This window comes from Actinoallomurus sp. CA-150999, from assembly GCF_050942425.1.
Taxonomy (GTDB): domain Bacteria; phylum Actinomycetota; class Actinomycetes; order Streptosporangiales; family Streptosporangiaceae; genus Actinoallomurus.
Map to the genome: position 1 here is coordinate 9480273 of NZ_CP192063.1, position 14806 is coordinate 9495078.

At 70.2% G+C, this 14806-nt stretch carries 11 protein-coding genes; 6 read left to right on the plus strand and 5 right to left on the minus strand.

The genetic code is table 11. The features are described from left to right. Positions 1–4: 4 nt before the first annotated feature. From ACQP2O_RS43520 to ACQP2O_RS43530, 3 genes are read right to left on the minus strand one after another with little or no spacing between them, the layout of a single operon-like run. Positions 5–4936 (minus strand): DNA repair ATPase, encoded by a 4932-nt coding sequence (locus ACQP2O_RS43520; RefSeq protein ID WP_433175091.1) that lies wholly within the window; start codon positions 4934–4936, stop codon positions 5–7. A 31-nt stretch (positions 4937–4967) separates the two neighbouring features. Beyond that, the gene (locus ACQP2O_RS43525; protein WP_433175092.1) at positions 4968–7043 is read right to left on the minus strand and encodes a flotillin family protein; all 2076 of its coding nucleotides are present in this window, start codon (positions 7041–7043) and stop codon (positions 4968–4970) included. Between the two features lie 24 nt (positions 7044–7067). Further along, positions 7068–7646 (minus strand): hypothetical protein, encoded by a 579-nt coding sequence (locus tag ACQP2O_RS43530; RefSeq protein WP_433175093.1) that lies wholly within the window; start codon positions 7644–7646, stop codon positions 7068–7070. 308 nt (positions 7647–7954) lie between these two features. Between ACQP2O_RS43530 and ACQP2O_RS43535 the strand changes: the two genes are divergently transcribed. The 3 genes from ACQP2O_RS43535 (at position 7955) to ACQP2O_RS43545 (ending at position 10198) form a co-directional block, all read left to right on the plus strand. Continuing rightward, a complete protein-coding gene (locus ACQP2O_RS43535) occupies positions 7955–8608 on the plus strand; it encodes an alpha/beta hydrolase (RefSeq protein WP_433175094.1) in 654 nt (217 codons plus the stop codon). A gap of 68 nt (positions 8609–8676) precedes the next feature. Further along, positions 8677–9543, plus strand: coding sequence for a class I SAM-dependent methyltransferase (locus ACQP2O_RS43540; RefSeq protein ID WP_433175095.1), 867 nt, complete (start codon positions 8677–8679; stop codon positions 9541–9543). A gap of 22 nt (positions 9544–9565) precedes the next feature. After that, positions 9566–10198 carry a uridine kinase gene (locus ACQP2O_RS43545; protein WP_433175096.1) on the plus strand — a complete coding sequence of 211 codons (633 nt, stop codon included), beginning with the start codon at positions 9566–9568 and terminating at the stop codon, positions 10196–10198. Positions 10199–10211: 13 nt separating this feature from the next. Here ACQP2O_RS43545 and ACQP2O_RS43550 read toward each other — a convergent pair whose 3' ends face one another. Continuing rightward, the gene (locus tag ACQP2O_RS43550; protein ID WP_433175097.1) at positions 10212–11300 is read right to left on the minus strand and encodes an aldo/keto reductase; all 1089 of its coding nucleotides are present in this window, start codon (positions 11298–11300) and stop codon (positions 10212–10214) included. A 116-nt stretch (positions 11301–11416) separates the two neighbouring features. Here ACQP2O_RS43550 and ACQP2O_RS43555 point away from each other — a divergent pair, with 116 nt between their 5' ends. Next, positions 11417–12286, plus strand: a complete 870-nt coding sequence (locus tag ACQP2O_RS43555) for a helix-turn-helix transcriptional regulator (RefSeq protein WP_433175098.1) — start codon at positions 11417–11419, stop codon at positions 12284–12286. Positions 12287–12330: 44 nt separating this feature from the next. On the opposite strand, the gene ACQP2O_RS43560 is transcribed toward ACQP2O_RS43555, so the two are convergent. Then, complete coding sequence (locus tag ACQP2O_RS43560; protein WP_433175099.1) at positions 12331–12942, minus strand: TetR/AcrR family transcriptional regulator; 612 nt, start codon at positions 12940–12942, stop codon at positions 12331–12333. A 115-nt stretch (positions 12943–13057) separates the two neighbouring features. Between ACQP2O_RS43560 and ACQP2O_RS43565 the strand changes: the two genes are divergently transcribed. Both ACQP2O_RS43565 and ACQP2O_RS43570 read left to right on the plus strand, forming a co-directional pair. After that, positions 13058–13441 (plus strand): ester cyclase, encoded by a 384-nt coding sequence (locus ACQP2O_RS43565; RefSeq protein ID WP_433175100.1) that lies wholly within the window; start codon positions 13058–13060, stop codon positions 13439–13441. 550 nt (positions 13442–13991) lie between these two features. After that, positions 13992–14639 (plus strand): class I SAM-dependent methyltransferase, encoded by a 648-nt coding sequence (locus ACQP2O_RS43570; protein ID WP_433175102.1) that lies wholly within the window; start codon positions 13992–13994, stop codon positions 14637–14639. The last annotated feature ends 167 nt before the right edge of the window (positions 14640–14806 follow it).

Below are 14806 nucleotides of genomic sequence, written 5' to 3' on the forward strand. Positions count from 1 at the left end.
CGGCTCACTCTCGGGTGGCGCGGGTGATGGCGGTCTCGACGGCGGCGACGCGGTCGGCGAGGAGGCCCAGCGCGCCGACCGCCCTCGTCATCGGGTCGTCCTCCGCGCCGCCGAGGGCCTGGGAGCGCTGGTAGGCCGCCTTGACCGCCGTCCACCGCTCGGCCTGGTCGGCGGTGAGGGTGCCGCGCAGCTCCCCCAGCTTGAGCAGGTTCGCCTCGGCGCCGGAGGCGAGGGTCTGGGCCTCGCCGACGTAGTGGTCGTCGATGACGGCTTCCAGTTCGGCCTCGTTCATCACCGGCACGATCCGCTCGGCGAGCTTGTTCATGTTCCGGTACGAGCCCTGGAGCTGGAACGGCGGCTCCGTGCGGGAGGCGTCGGCCTGGGCGGCCGAGGCGATGTACGTGCGGTTCGCGGCCAGCACGACCTCGCGGACGCGCAGCAGCCGGCGCAGCACGGCGGTGATCTGCTCGACCTCCGGTCCGGAGTACGGGTGGGCGAGCCGGTCCGGCGACACGGTCGTGTCGCCCTGTGCGAGGCGGACGAACAGCTCCACGTCGCCGCGCTCCCGCGTGGACAGCGGCGCGAGCACGGGGTTGGAGGTGAGGGAGTTCTCCAGGTAGCTGAGCGCGAACAGGTCCTCGCGGCCGGAGAGCACGTCGCCGAGGTTCCACACGTCGGCGCGGTTGGCGAGCATGTCGGGGATCCGGAAGCGCTGCCCGGACTCGGTGTACGGGTTGCCGGCCATGCAGACCGCGAAGCGCTTGCCGCGCAGGTCGTACGTGCGGGTGCGGCCGTCCCAGACGCCCTCGATGCGGCGCTGAGCGTCGCAGAGCGAGATGAACTTCTGCAGCAGCTCCGGTGAGGTGTGCTGGATGTCGTCGAGGTACAGCAGGACGTTGTTGCCCATCTCGAGGGCGAAGTTGATCTTCTCGACCTCCTGGCGGGCGGTCGCGTCGGGCGCGTCCGCCGGGTCGAGGGAGGTGACCGACGGGCCGAGCGCCGGGCCGTTGACCTTGACGAACATCAGCCCGAGCCGCCCCGCCACGTACTCCATCAGGGTGGTCTTGCCGTAGCCGGGCGGGGAGATGAGCAGCAGCAGGCCCATCTGGTCGGTGCGCTTGGCGTCGCCGGCGGCGCCGAGCTGCTTGGCGAGGTTGTCGCCGATGAGCGGCAGGTACACCTCGTCCAGCAGCCGGTTGCGCACGAACGCGCTGAGCACGTGCGGCCGGTACTCCTCCAAACGCAGCCGCCCCCGCTCGGTGCCGACCAGCTCGCCGCGGAGCCGCTGGTACGCGCGGTAGGCGGGCACCCGCTCGGCGCGGAACCGGCCGGTCCGGGCGACGCTCTCGTCCAGGCGCAGCTCCATGCGGCGGCCGGTGATCCGCGGGTGCGCGCCCAGGAGGCCCTCGACGGTCGCCGTCAACGGCGACGACACGTCGTAGCGGTCGAGCGGGCCGCACAGTTCGATCGCCACGGCCTCGGCGAGGTCGTCGGCGGGCAGGCCGGTCGTGGCGAGGTACGAGCCGAGCCACGCCTCGATGAGCTGCTGCCGGGCGGCCAGGCCGCCGTGGTCGAGGGCGCGCAGGTCGTCGCGGTAGCCCGGGGAGCCGCCCAGCGCGGTACGGAAGCCGTCGAGGAGCGAGCGTGCCCCCGCGCCGGTGACGAATCCGGTGGACTCGGTGGCGAGCTCCTCGAACAGGTACTCCCCGATCAGGTCGCCGGTGTCGTCCGGCGGCAGGATCCGGGTGGCGGCCTCCGGGCCGTGCAGCGCGTTCGCGGTGAGGAAGGCGAGGGTGGCGGCGGTCAGCTCGCGGCGCAGCACCCCGGCCGCCGGGGGCTCCCCGAACGCCGCGCGGGCGCGGGCCAGCGATCCGGCGCGGGTCGTCCAGGTCCCGCGCGACGCCTCGTCGGGGCCGTACGCCCAGAACAGCTGGGCGGCGGCGCGGGCGGCAGGCGGGTAGCGCAGCAGGCCCGCGCCGTCCCGCAGCCGCAGCAGGGCGTCGAGGATCAGCGCGGCGTCGTGGTCGTGCACGCCGCGCTCGTACCCTTCGTCGTAGCGGGCCTCGGCGGCCGTACGGACGACGGCGAGCAGTTCGCCCGCTTCGGCGGCCTGACGGAGGACGTCCGCCGGAGTGCCGGCGAGGATCTCCGCCGCGAGGTACTCCCCCCGGTACACCTCGGCGGTCTCCGAGACCAGCGTCTGGTCCCAGTACGGGCGGGTCGCCGCGAAGGCCGGGTCGCGGACCGGAGACCGGTAGTCGGTCGCGGTCACGGCGTACGCCATGCCGCCGTCGTGCGGGACGAGGGTCAGGTCGACGGGCTGGGTGTTGACCGCGAACCGGTGCGCGCCGAGCCGGATGCTCTCGCCGCCGTCCTCGTACAGGTCGGTGCGGTCGCGCAGGGCCCGGCCTGCCTCCTGCCGAGCGGTCTTGAGCAGGCCGTCGATCTCCTCGGCGCGTACGGCGTCGCCGGCGGCGCGCAGCTGTTCGACGACGGAGCGGACCTTCTCCACCATCGGGTCGGCGGCGAAGTAGGCGTTGATCTCGTCGAGGGAGTCGAGCGCGGCGGCACGGCGGCGTACACCGACGAGGATCCGCGTCGCGGACTCGGCGAGCCGGTCGGCGCGGCGGGCGCGCTCGTCCAGCAGCGTCTGCTTGCGCGCGGAGAACGCCTCGTAGACCTCTTCGCGCTTGGCGGTGAGCTCGGCGACGAAGTCGTCGAACTCCCCGAACCGGGACTCGAGGTTCTCCAGCTGGAGCATGACGCGGCCGAGCTGGTCGTCGCAGGCCTCGGGCGTGTCGGCCATGGCCAGCGCGCCGGTCACGGCCTGGCCGAGCAGCGCGAACTCGGCCGCGAACGCGGCGCGGCCCTCGGCGTCCAGGAGCTCCCGGCGGCGGGCGTCGAGCGTGGCCTGCGCCCGGTTGATCCCGGCGAGGACCTCGCCGACCCGCTCCAGGATCGAGGTGCGCACGGTCGCGTCGGTGATGTCGAGGGTGCCGACGACGTCGGTGACGACCTCCAGGCCCTCGTACTGCTCGGCGAGCCGTTCGCGGATCGGGACGGCCTCGGCCGTCGCGGCCATCGCCTCGATCGCGGCGAGCAGCCGGTCGATCTCCTCGTGGTAGGCGGTGAACGCCTCGGGCTCGCGCAGGAACTCGACCGCGCGGCGTCCCGTCGAGGCCAGCTCGTCGGTCAGCCGGTCGGCCAGCCCGTCGATCCGCGCGAGGTCGGCGTACCGCATGTCGCGGAGGGTGACGAGGCGGCCCTGGGCGCGGCGCAGCTCCGTCAGCCGGGTCACCCAGCCGTCGGCGGTGTCCGGCGAGTCGCCGCGGATGACCCGGATCAGCGCCGTGATCTTCTCGTCGGCCTCGGTGAGCGCGGTGGCGGCCTGGGCGGTGAGCCGCTGGACGGTCTCGAACTCCTCGAGAACCTGCCCGGCCGTCGCCCGTACGTCGGCGAGCGGGGCGCGCAGCTCGCCGAGTTCGGGGTCGGCGAGCCAGTGGAAGTGGTCGAAGGCCCGCTCGCACCCGGCGATCAGCGCCTCGAACACGCCCGCTGTCGGGGTGGTCTCCTCGACCATGCGGGCCACCGACAGGCAGTCGGAGATGCCGCGGACCAGGTCGGCGTTGCCCACCCGCTCCAGCGGCCCGGTGCCGGCCGGCTGCGCCGCCGCGTACGCGTCCGAGAGGTACGGCGTCTGCCACACCTGCATCGCGTGCACACGGGTCGGCTCGCCTTCGTCGGCGCGGAACACGACGAGCGTGCCGTCGTCGAACAGCGAGTAGCCGTGGCAGGTGATCGGGGTGGCGACCTCCTTGCGGATCACGTTGTACGGCAGCAGGAGATAGCGGCCCGCCTCGCGGGCGTGGAAGACGTACAGCACGTCCTCACCGTTGGTGGAGCGGATGACCCGCTCGTACTCCAGCCGGTCCACGTCGGTGTCGAACGTCTTCGCCGCGCCGGTCACCAGGTAGTAACCGCCCGGGAAGATGATGCCGTGGTCCTCCGGCAGCCGCCGGCACGCCTGCCCGATGCCGTCCAGGCGCACGACCGTCTTCGTATGGGTGTTGAAGACGAGGTACCGCCAGACGTTCTCCTTGTACGGGCGGACGCGCAGCAGGATGAGCGCGCCGACGCGGGCGTACTGCACCTCGGCGTCGGCGAGGCTCTGCAGCGGCTCGTCGACCGGCTCGCGGTAGATGCCCTCGCCGGTCTCGGTGTTGTTCTCGATCTTGACGGTGAGGTCGCCGCCGACCGTCTCGACGAAGACGTCGTCCTCGATGGAGATGTGCGGGTGCCGGCCCAGGATGTGGTCGTCGCGGGTGGTCTCCACCCACTCGAAGTCGTACCGGGGCGGGAAGACGTGGTCCGGCTCGCCCAGGTTGTCCAGGTACGTGGCGGTGCCGTCGACGTCGACCGTCCAGCGCAGCACGCGGGTGTCGTGCTCGGCGGCCAGACCGGTCTGGAAGACCGCCAGCAGCTTCCCCTCGACGTGCCGCAGCTGCAGCAGCCGGGCGTCGCGGTAGTAGCGGTACAGCTCGCCGAAGTCGCGCTCGAAGCCCGGGTCGCGCAGCACCTCCGGCGCGTCATCGGTCGCCTCGAACCGGAACTCATCGCCGTCCCGGACGAACCGGTACAGGGCGAACACGTCGCCGACGGTCGTCTGCGGCCGCAACCCGATGAACACGTTGAAGCCGAACAGCATCAGCCCGCCGACCGCGGCGATGTCGCGCGGCACGCAGTTGTGCTCGGTACGGATCCGCTCGGTGCCGACCAGCCGCAGCTCCGTGCCGCCGAACACCTCCAGCCGCCGCGCGTTCAGCGCCTCGGCCCGCCGGACCAACTCCTTGGCCTGCTCGCCGAGCCGGGCGCGGAGCACCTCGTAGGTGCCCGCGTCCAGGCTCGGCGCGGCAGGCGTCTCCCCGCCCTCGGTCACGCGATCCCTCTGGTCTTCGTGGTGATCCGGCTCAGTTCTCGACCACGGCCACGGTGGAGACCGCGGCGTCGGCCACCCCGAGACGCTCGGCCTGGTCGAGCAACTCACGGGCCTTCTCGCCGTCGCTGCCCCCGGCCTTGATCCGCTGCATGAGCAGCGCGGACAGGGTCAGGTTCTTCACGTCGTCGGTGTTGATCGAGCCGGCGAGCCGGGCCAGGTCCTCCGGCATGCTGCGGGAGCCGTTCAGCCAGGGGCCGGCGAGCCGCTGCGCGACGTCGGAGTGCTCGACGAGCCCGTCGACGCCCTTGCCGATGCTGATCGCGCCGACGACCCGGTCGAAGAAGGCGCTGTCGCCGCCGACGATGTCGATGTCGGCCTTCTCCAGGCCGGCGGCGAGCACCGACGCCTGGGCCTCGACGACCTCGCGCTGCACGGTGAGCCCGGCGAGCCGGACCTCCTTCTCGGCCTCCAGCCGCAGGCGGTACTCCTCGTGCCCACGGGTGGCGTCGTCCATCGCGGCCATGCCGGCGGCCTTGTCGGTGAGACCCTCGGCCTCGGCCTTGAGCTTCTCGCGGATGCCGTCCGCGTCGGCGAGGGCCTGCTCGCGGTTCGCGACGGCCGCGGCGCGACCGGCCTTCTCGATGCCCTCGGCCTCGGCCAGGGCCTTCTCCCGGTTGACGCTGGCCTCAGCGCGCCCGACCTTCTCGATCGCCTCGGCGTCACGCTCGCGCACCTGGACGGCGGCCAGGCCCTCGGCGGCGGCCTCCGCCTGGATGCCCTCGGCGAGCCGGATCTTGGACTGGGCGTCGAGCTCGGAGGTCTTCTGCCGGGCCTCGGCCAGCAGCACCTCCTCGCGGGCCTTGAACTTGGCGGACTCCTCGGCGGCCTCGGCCGCCTTGATGCCCTTGACCAGGTTCTCCTGGGCCTCGGCCTCGGCCTGGATGATCAGGGCCTGGCGGGTGCGCTCGGCCTCCTCGACGAGGCGGAGCTTCTTGATGCCCTCTTCCTGCTCGGCGACGGTCTTCTCGACCGCGATCCGCTCGCGGACGACGTCGGCGATCTCCCGCTTCTCCGCCTCGACTTCCTTGTCCTTGGCGATGCGGGACAGCTCGGTCTCCCGTTCACGCGCGATGACCTCGAGCATGCGGTCCTTCTCGATCCGCTCGTTCTCGACGGCGATGACGCGTTCCTTGTTCTTCTCCGCGACGGCGATCTCGCGGTTGCGGTTCTCCTGCTGGACGCCCAGCTGCTCGTCGGTGCGGATGTGCGCGGTCTGCGAGGTCAGGCGCTCCTCGGCCTGCACCTTGGCGATCTCGGCCTCCTCGCGGGCCCGTACGGTCTCGATCTCCCGCTTCTTCTTGACCTCCGCCTCGGCCTGGCGGCGTTCGAGCTCGAGGATGGCCTCCCGCGCGTCGACGTTCTGGCGGGTGATCTCCTTCTCCTCGTTGCGCTGGTACTCGTTGGTGCGCACGTGCTCGAGGGCGGTCAGCTCGGTGATCTTCCGGATGCCCTGGGCGTCGAGGATGTTCGTGGGGTTGAGGCTCTGCAGCGACGTCTGCTCGAGGTGGTCGATGGCCGCGTCCTCGAGGTGGTAGCCGTTCAGGTCGGTGCCGATGAGCTGCACGATCTGGTCGCGGAACTCGTGCCGGTGCGTGTAGAGGTCGACGAAGTCCAGCTGCTTGCCGACGGTCTTCAGCGCCTCGGAGAACTTCGCGTTGAACAGCGTCTGCAGCGTCTCCTCGTGGCTGGCCCGCTGGGTGCCGATCGCCTGCGCCACCTGGATGACGTCCTCGACGGTCTTGTTGACCCGGACGAAGAACGTGATCTTGATGTCGGCGCGGATGTTGTCCCGGCAGATGAGGCCCTCGTGCCCGCTCCGCTCGATCTCGATGGTCTTCACCGAGATGTCCATCACCTCGGCCTTGTGCAGCACGGGCAGCACGATGGCCCCGGTGAAGGTGACGTCCACCTTCTTGATCTTGGAGATGATGAGTACTCGGCCCTGTTCGACCTTGCGGAAGAGCCGGCTGAACAGGTACGCCGTGCCCAGTGCGACGATCAGGATCGCGCCGACGAGGACGGCGATCGCGATGCCGATGGAGTCCATCAATGGTCCTTCTTACGGGGGAATTCAGTTGGGTGGACGGTGTGGGTCGAGTTCGGCGTCATACGGCATCACCCAGAAGAACTGGCCGTCGGCGTCGTAGTCGAAGATCAATGCGGTGTCACCTGCTTTGAGGATCTCTTCGCCGGATTGGTTCCGTTGCTGGCGAACCTGAATCACGGCGGCCGATCCGTCCTCGGCCCGCACCTCGGCCTGGCCGTACGTCAGGTCCACCCGGCTGGTCCGGATGACGCACATCCGGCCGACGAAGTCCCGCCGGGAGGGCAGCTTCTCCTCCGGGATCATGTACCGCAGGGGCCGCATGAGCAGTCTGGTGATCAGGACGGACACGAGGATCGCGGCGGCGAGCACCCCGATCTCCGGGACGCGCCCGGTCAGGTCCTCACGGTGCAACAGCACGGCGCCGGCCACGCCGGCGAACCACGCGAGCGCCGCGAACAGCGACAACGCCACCGCCGTGACCATGGTCGCGGCCGGATCCAGCAGTCCGACGACGACCAGCAGCCAGTAGGCGAGAACGATCACCAGGAGGGCACCGAGAACAACCGCCGGAAATGCAAGTGCCGCGTGAATGAATTCGGTCACGCGCGCCTCCCCGTGGGCATGCCGTCGGCAGTGCCGACCAGGCTTCCCGGCGCTCCTATAAGCGACCAAAAACCGCTTATACGGCGAATCCGTTCGCCGCGGGAAGCACCGTACAGCATCGCATCGACGGTGATGCGTGGCATACGGCACATGTACGAGAACACGCAGGTCGTCCACGCGAAGCGTCGCGTGGACGACCTGGTGCCGTGCGGGCGCCGGTCGCGCGGTATCGGTCCGAACCGATGAGTTCTGCTCGGCCGGGCGGTCATGACAGGTTGTTCCCCACACCTCATCGAGAGGACCCCGACATGGCGACCTTCGTCCTGATCCCCGGCGCAGCGTGCGACCCGTCGTACTGGCGGCCACTCGCGGGCGAGTTGCGCGAGCGCGGCCACGACACCGTGAGCGTGGACCTGCCCTGCGAGGACGACACGGCAGGGCTCGCCGAGTACGCCGACGCCGCGATCGATCAGATCGGCGACCGCACCGACCTGATCGTGGTGGCGCACTCGTTCGGCGGCTTCACCGGACCGCTCGTCTGCGAGCGCGTGCCGGTCGATCTCCTCGTGATGCTCACGGCGATGGTCCCCTCCCCCGGCGAGACTCCCGGCGAATGGTGGAGCGCCACCGGGCACGACCAGGTGCCGCGCGAGGAGGACGATATCTACTACCACGACGTCCCCGCGGAATTGGCCGCCGAGGCGGAAACGTACTCACGCGGCCAGTCGGGCACCCCTTCCAAAGAGCCCTGGCCTCTTCCCGCATGGCCGAACGTTCCGACGAAATTCCTGCTATGCCGCGACGACCGCTTGTTTCCGGCCGAATTCATGCGCCGGGTGGCACGCGAACGCCTCGGCATCGTTCCCGATGAGATCGACGGCGGCCACATGGTGATGCTCAGCCGCCCCGGTGACCTGGCCGATCGCCTGGTCTCCTACCGGCGAAGCGCCACTCAATTGTGACGGGGAACGTCTTATATAAATTTCTATTTTGTGATATGATGCTGGAAAGCGCGCATATTGTTCGGGTCGTGATTGATAACGGACGACCCAGCCAGACGGCACTCACAGCAGCGGCCGCCCGCGCGGCTCATCTCATCGTCGACGCCGACCCTCCGATCTTCGCCGACACCCTCGCGTGCGCCATTCTGGGCGATGAGGCCGAGGAACTCATCGGCTACCACCGCACCCGCGGTGAGCATCCCATCCTGTCCGGTGCCCGGGCCGCGGCCACCGTGCGAAGCCGCTTCACCGAGGATCGCCTCGCCGAGGCCGCGAGCCGTGGCGTCACGCAGTACGTCATCCTGGGCGCCGGCCTCGACTCGTACGCGTATCGCTCCACCAGCGCCGGGACGCAGGTCTTCGAAGTGGACCATCCCGGGACCCAGCGGTGGAAACGCCGCCGGCTGGAGGAGGCGGGCATCGCCCTCCCGAACAGCCTCACGTTCGTCCCGATCGACTTCGAGAACGACTCTCTGTCCGGCGCCCTCGCCGGTGCGGGGTTCGACCCGTCCCGGCCCGCCTTCGTGAGCTGGCTCGGCGTGACCATGTACCTCACCCGGGAGGCCATCGCGGACGTCCTGACCGAGGTCGGCGGCTTCGCCGCAGGCAGTGAGATCGTGCTGGACTCCATGCTGCCCGCGGAGTTGCGGGACGCCTCAGGCCAGGCGTACGTCGAGGGCGTGGCTCCGATGGCCGCCGAACACGGTGAGCCGTGGCTGAGTTTCTTCGGTCCCGAGGACCTGTCCGCGCTGCTGGAGAAGCACGGCTTCGGGCTGATCCGGCACGCCGGCACGCGCGACGCGGTCGACGCCGGGCTGTGGGAGCGCGCGGACACCGTACGCCCCTCCGGCCTGTCGCTGCTCACCCACGCGACCGTCCTCGTACGGGCGCGCTGACCGTCCCTGCCAGGATGGCGAGATGCGCGTACGGCCCATATCGCTGTCCCTTCTGGTCGAGGAGCTCGCCGACCGGATCGCGGCCCTCCCCCGTACGTCGTGGGCACGGGTCGCGATCGACGGCGCGCCGCCGACCCGGCCGGCGGACCTCGCGGACGCGCTCGTGGGCCCGCTCCGCCTGCGCGGCCGTGAGGTCCTGCGGGTGTCCGCCGGGGACTTCCTCCGCCCGGCGTCGCTGCGCTTCGAGTACGGCCGGGACGACCCGGACGTCTACTACGACGACTGGCTCGACGAGGGCGGCCTGGTCCGCGAGGTGTTCGCCCCGCTGGAGCCCGGCGGTACGGGCCGGGTCCTGCCCAGCCTGTGGGACAGCGCCGCCGACCGGGCCACCCGCGCCTCGTACGTCGCCCTGCGCGAGGGCGGCGTGCTCCTGCTCGACGGCACGCTCCTCCTCGGCCGCGGCCTGCCCTTCGACCACACGGTGCACCTGTCGATGTCCGCCGCCGCGCTGACCCGGCGGATCGACCCCGAGCAGGAGTGGACCCTGCCCGCCTACGCCCGGTACGAGACCGAGACCCAGCCGGCGCAGGTCGCCGACGTCGTCATCCGCGTCGACGACCCGAGGCACCCCGCGCTGGTGGAGCGGCAGCCGTGACCCCCGCTCGCTCTTACCGGCCGGCGTGGGCCCGGTCGGCGGTTCGTTCGAAACGCACGTCGCCGAACATCACGTTCCGTGTCATCGGTCTGGCCAGGAAATCGTGCGGGAATCCGAGTTCGATCGCACTGACCTCGTCGAGCTCGGCGAGCGTGTCCTCGGTGAACGACAGGTCGAGGGCACCGAGGTTGTCCTCCAACTGGGCGACCGTTCGCGCCCCGATGATCGGAGCCGTCACCGCCGGGTCGCGCATGGTCCACGCGAGCGCGACCCGCGACGGCGTGGTGCCCATGTCGGCCGCGACCTTCTTGACGACCTCGGCGATGGCCAATCCGCGTTCGGTGAGCGCGCCGTTGGCCGCCGCGACGTTCTTGCGGGTACCCACGGCATCGGCCGAACCGCCCTCGTGAGCCAGATCCGCCCGCGTGTACTTGCCGGTCAGCACTCCGCTGGCCAACGGCGACCAGGGAATGACTCCGAGCCCCATCTCACGGGCCATGGGGATCAGGTCGCGCTCGACGGTCCGCTCGATCAGGCTGTGCTCGATCTGCAGCGCGATCAGCGGCGACCAGCCCCGCAGGTCGGCGATCGCCTGCATGCGGGAGACCTGCCACGCCGGCGTGTCGGAGATGCCGACGTACAGCACCTTGCCGGCCCGGACGAGGTCGTCCATCGCCCGGAGCACCTCCTCGACGGGGGTGGTGCCGTCCCAGGCGTGCAGGTACAGCAGGTCGATGTAGTCGGTGCCCAGCCGGCGAAGGCTCTCCTCGACCGAGCGGACCATGCTCTTGCGGTGATTGCCGCCCGAGTTCGGATCGCCCGGCCTGGTGGTCAGGGTGTACTTGGTGGCGAGCACGAGCCTCTCGCGCTTGTCGCGGGAGAACTCCCCGACGAGTCGTTCGGACGTTCCCTCGGTGTACTGGTTGGCGGTGTCGATGAAGTTGCCGCCCCGATCGACGTACGAGTCGAAGATGCGGCGGGCCTCGTCCCTGTCCGCGCCCCATCCCCAGTCGGAGCCGAACGTCATCGCGCCCAGCGCCAGCGGTGACACACGCAGCCCGGATCGGCCCAGCAGACGGTACGTGTCCAGCGATGCAGCCATGGTGATCTCCCTGTTCTCAATGTCCTGGTCCAGGGTGCGGCGGCTGCGGGTGCGAGGGTAAGGGAAGCTCTTTCCTGGGACTGGCCGTCCCACCCGGCCGAATTAGGATCAAGAGCATGAGCGCCAACGTGGACGTCACCCATGAGCTGGCGGTCTTCCTACGGGACCGCCGCAAGCGCCTGGCTCCCGAAGAAGTCGACCTGCCGGCGAGCAGGCGTCCGCGCCGCACTCCCGGGCTCCGCCGGGAGGAGGTCGCCGAACTGGCCGGCGTCAGCGTCGACTACGTGATCCGGCTGGAGCAGGGACGCGGGCTGCGTCCCTCCCCGGAGGTGCTCGACGCCCTCGCGCGGGCACTGCGACTCAGCGACGACGAGCACGCGTACCTGTTCGACCTGGTCGGGCACAGGACGACGGGCAGGCGGGGCAACGTCACGGCGGACTCCCTCGCCCACCTCGTCCGTGCGATGTCGCCCTTGCCCGCGATGCTGGTCGACCGGCGTTTCGACATCCTCGCCTGGAATCCGGAGATGGCCGAGCTGATGCTCCGGTTCGACCGGCTGCCGCCCGAACAGCGCAACACGATGACGCTGTGCGTCCTGCATCCCGCCTACCGCGACTTCTACCGCCACCGGGAGCAGACGATCCGGGAGGGCATCGCCGACCTACGAGCCGCGTGGGCCGCCCATCCCGACGACACGGCGCTCTCCGACCTGGTCCGCACACTCAGGTCGGAGAGCGAGGAGTTCGCCCGCCTTTGGGAACGGCGCGACGTCAAGGTGAACGGACACGGCCTCAAGGCCCTGCTCCACCCCGATGTCGGCCCGCTCACGATCGAGTTCGACGTGCTGACGCCGCTCGGAGACACGGCGCATCGCCTGGTCGTCTACCGCCCCGCCGACGTGCCGTCGAAGAAGGCACTGGACCTGATCGCGCGTAGGACGGAGTCCTTGCCCCTCCGCGCGATGGAGTCCACGCCGGCCGGCTGACCTGGTCGTCGGCCGGATCGCCGGCATTTGAGAGCGCGCGTCGCTCACCGGGGCTGGGGTCGTAGCCCGTCGAGGATGAGCTGGGCGATGTGGGCCGAGCGCTCGCGACTGTTCTCCGCGCCGGCGTGGCGGATCGCGGCGAAGGCGCCGGCGACCAGTGCCATCACCTCGTCGACGGTGAGATCGTCGCGTACGGCGCCGGCCGCGTGCGCGCGATCCAGCAGGTTCGCGACCTGGCGGGTGAGATCCGCCGCGACATCCGGCGCGGCGGTGCGCAGGTCGAACTCGGCGGCCACCAGCGCGCTCTTCACCGCGACGTTCTCGGCGCCGTCGGCCATCATCCGGGACAGCAGCGTGAACAGGGCTGCGGGATCGCCGGTGGCGGCGAGCACTTCCGCCTCCGCCACCAGCTGCTTCAGCTGATCGATCGCGACGGCGAGATACAGCGCCTCCTTGGCCGGGAAGTGCCGGTGGACGGTGCCGGGGCCGACGCCCGCGCGGCGGGCGATCTCGTCCAGCGAGACGCCGAGACCTTCCGTCGCGAACAACCGCTGCGCGGTCCGCAGCACCCGCTCGCGATTGCGGCGCGCGTCAGCGCGCAGCTCACGGTCACTCCCGTGAACCGCCGGTGCGGGCTTTGGGGGCTGGCTGGACATCTCGGTATCAGCATAACCGGGGCGTCGCACCGGATACGCTGAGGATCGTAACCGGGGCGACGCACCGCTTACGGCTCGCGCCGCTCCCCATGACCCCCATGAGGAGATCACGCCGATGCCCACACGCGATGACGCCGCCGCCCTGATCCAACGGATGCAGGAGTGCTTCAACAGCCGGCGATTCGACCGGGCCACCGATCTGCACACGCCCGATTTCTTCAGCCACCCGCTCGGCGGTGGGTTCGAGGCGGGCATGGACGCCTGGCGCACGCTCACCGCCCGGTTCCCCGACATGCGCGTCGTCGCCCAGGACATCCTGGTCGACGGCGACAAGGCCGCCGTCCGCTCGACGGTCGAAGGGATCGCGACGCCGGACGGCGACGCGCAGCCGATGCTGTTCGAGATCTTCCGCATCGACGATGGCCGGTTCGCCGAAATGTGGGGAGCCAGCGCGGGATTCCCAGCCTCAGCCAGCCCCGAGGATGCGCTCGGCCACTGAAGCGAACGCGTGGGTGGCGCCGGCCTGCTACCGCTCGTGGACGGTGTAGGTCAGGTGGGTCACCCGCCGCATCGGCTCCGCGCGGACCGGCTCCAAGGCCACGCGGCCCGCGTCCACGCCCTCGAACAACCTCCTCCGGCCATGCCTGCTCGCCGGCGTCGAACATGCGCTTGCCCATCACGCTCGCGCCCGTGCGCTCGAACGTCTCCCGCACGATGTCGTTGTCGCGCCCCTCCTCACCGCCCTCGCCGAGCTTCAGGTTCTCCCGGAAGAACCGCTGCGGGAATATCCACTGCTGCAGTTCCATCCACTGCTGCCCCATCAAGTCCTCCATGGCCTCGGGGGCGATGAACCCGTCCAGCGACATCGACACGCTGAAGAACACCTTGCCGGCCATCAGTCCTCAACTCCCTTCCGAACGATCTCGGTGACGTAGGCAGCCGCTGCGGGAGCGCTCGGGGTGGGCCGGTGCTGGTAGACCCGGGCTAGGGACTGTTTCAGAAGTGGATCAAGTGATGACGTGCCGGGATGGGCCGTATGCTGCACTCGCATGAAGGATCTTGGTAGTCAGATCGCGTACTGGGACAGCATCGGCGCAACGAAGACGTTCACCCATCCGGTGAATCTCAGCTGGCTGGCGGGGGTGAGTCCGGACGCTCGGGTCCTGGACTACGGCTGCGGGTACGGCCGTGTCATGTCCGAGCTGAGCGAGCACGGCTTCCGTGACGTATCCGGCGTGGACCTGTCTCCCGCGCTGATCGAGCGGGGCCGTCAGTTGCAGCCTGGCCTGCGCTTCGCCGTCCTGGAGTCCCCGCCGGACCTGCCTGACGCGTCGGAGAGCTTTGATGTCATCCTGCTGTTCGCAGTGCTGACGTGCGTCCCCGACGGCAATGCTCAGCGGGCGCTGGTCGACGAGCTGAACCGCGTCCTGGCGCCCGGCGGGATGCTCTACGTCAGTGACATGGTCCTGCAAGACGACGAACGAAACCACAGCCGTTACGCCGCCTACGCCCGGCAATTCGGCACACCGTACGGGGTCTTCGCCACTGACGACGGTGCGGTGTGCCGGCACCACGACATCGTGGAGCTGCGCACTCTGTTGTCGGACTTCGACCTGGTGGACGAGCACCCGATCGAGGTCACCACAATGAACGGCCACCGGTCGCAGGCGGTGCAGCTGCTGGCCCGCAAGCCGTAGCGATCACAGCCACTCGAGGATGGCCGCGATCAGCACGGTCGCCTCGTAACGGACGGAGAGCTCGTCGTACCTCGTGGCCATCGCGCGGTGTGGAACTGCGGGGAGTCACCGCGCTGCCCGGCCGTGATGACCAGCGACATCGGCTTCTGGGCCTGCTCGACCGCGAG

Bases quoted from the DNA above. Each gene is read 5' to 3' on its own strand.
- ACQP2O_RS43525 (WP_433175092.1), bottom strand. From the start codon at position 7,043: ATGGACTCCATCGGCATCGCGATCGCCGTCCTCGTCGGCGCGATCCTG.
- ACQP2O_RS43555 (WP_433175098.1), top strand. From the start codon at position 11,417: ATGAGCGCCAACGTGGACGTCACCCATGAGCTGGCGGTCTTCCTACGG.
- ACQP2O_RS43570 (WP_433175102.1), top strand. From the start codon at position 13,992: ATGAAGGATCTTGGTAGTCAGATCGCGTACTGGGACAGCATCGGCGCA.
- ACQP2O_RS43565 (WP_433175100.1), top strand. From the start codon at position 13,058: ATGCCCACACGCGATGACGCCGCCGCCCTGATCCAACGGATGCAGGAG.
- ACQP2O_RS43550 (WP_433175097.1), bottom strand. From the start codon at position 11,300: ATGGCTGCATCGCTGGACACGTACCGTCTGCTGGGCCGATCCGGGCTG.
- ACQP2O_RS43545 (WP_433175096.1), top strand. From the start codon at position 9,566: ATGCGCGTACGGCCCATATCGCTGTCCCTTCTGGTCGAGGAGCTCGCC.
- ACQP2O_RS43535 (WP_433175094.1), top strand. From the start codon at position 7,955: ATGGCGACCTTCGTCCTGATCCCCGGCGCAGCGTGCGACCCGTCGTAC.
- ACQP2O_RS43560 (WP_433175099.1), bottom strand. From the start codon at position 12,942: ATGTCCAGCCAGCCCCCAAAGCCCGCACCGGCGGTTCACGGGAGTGAC.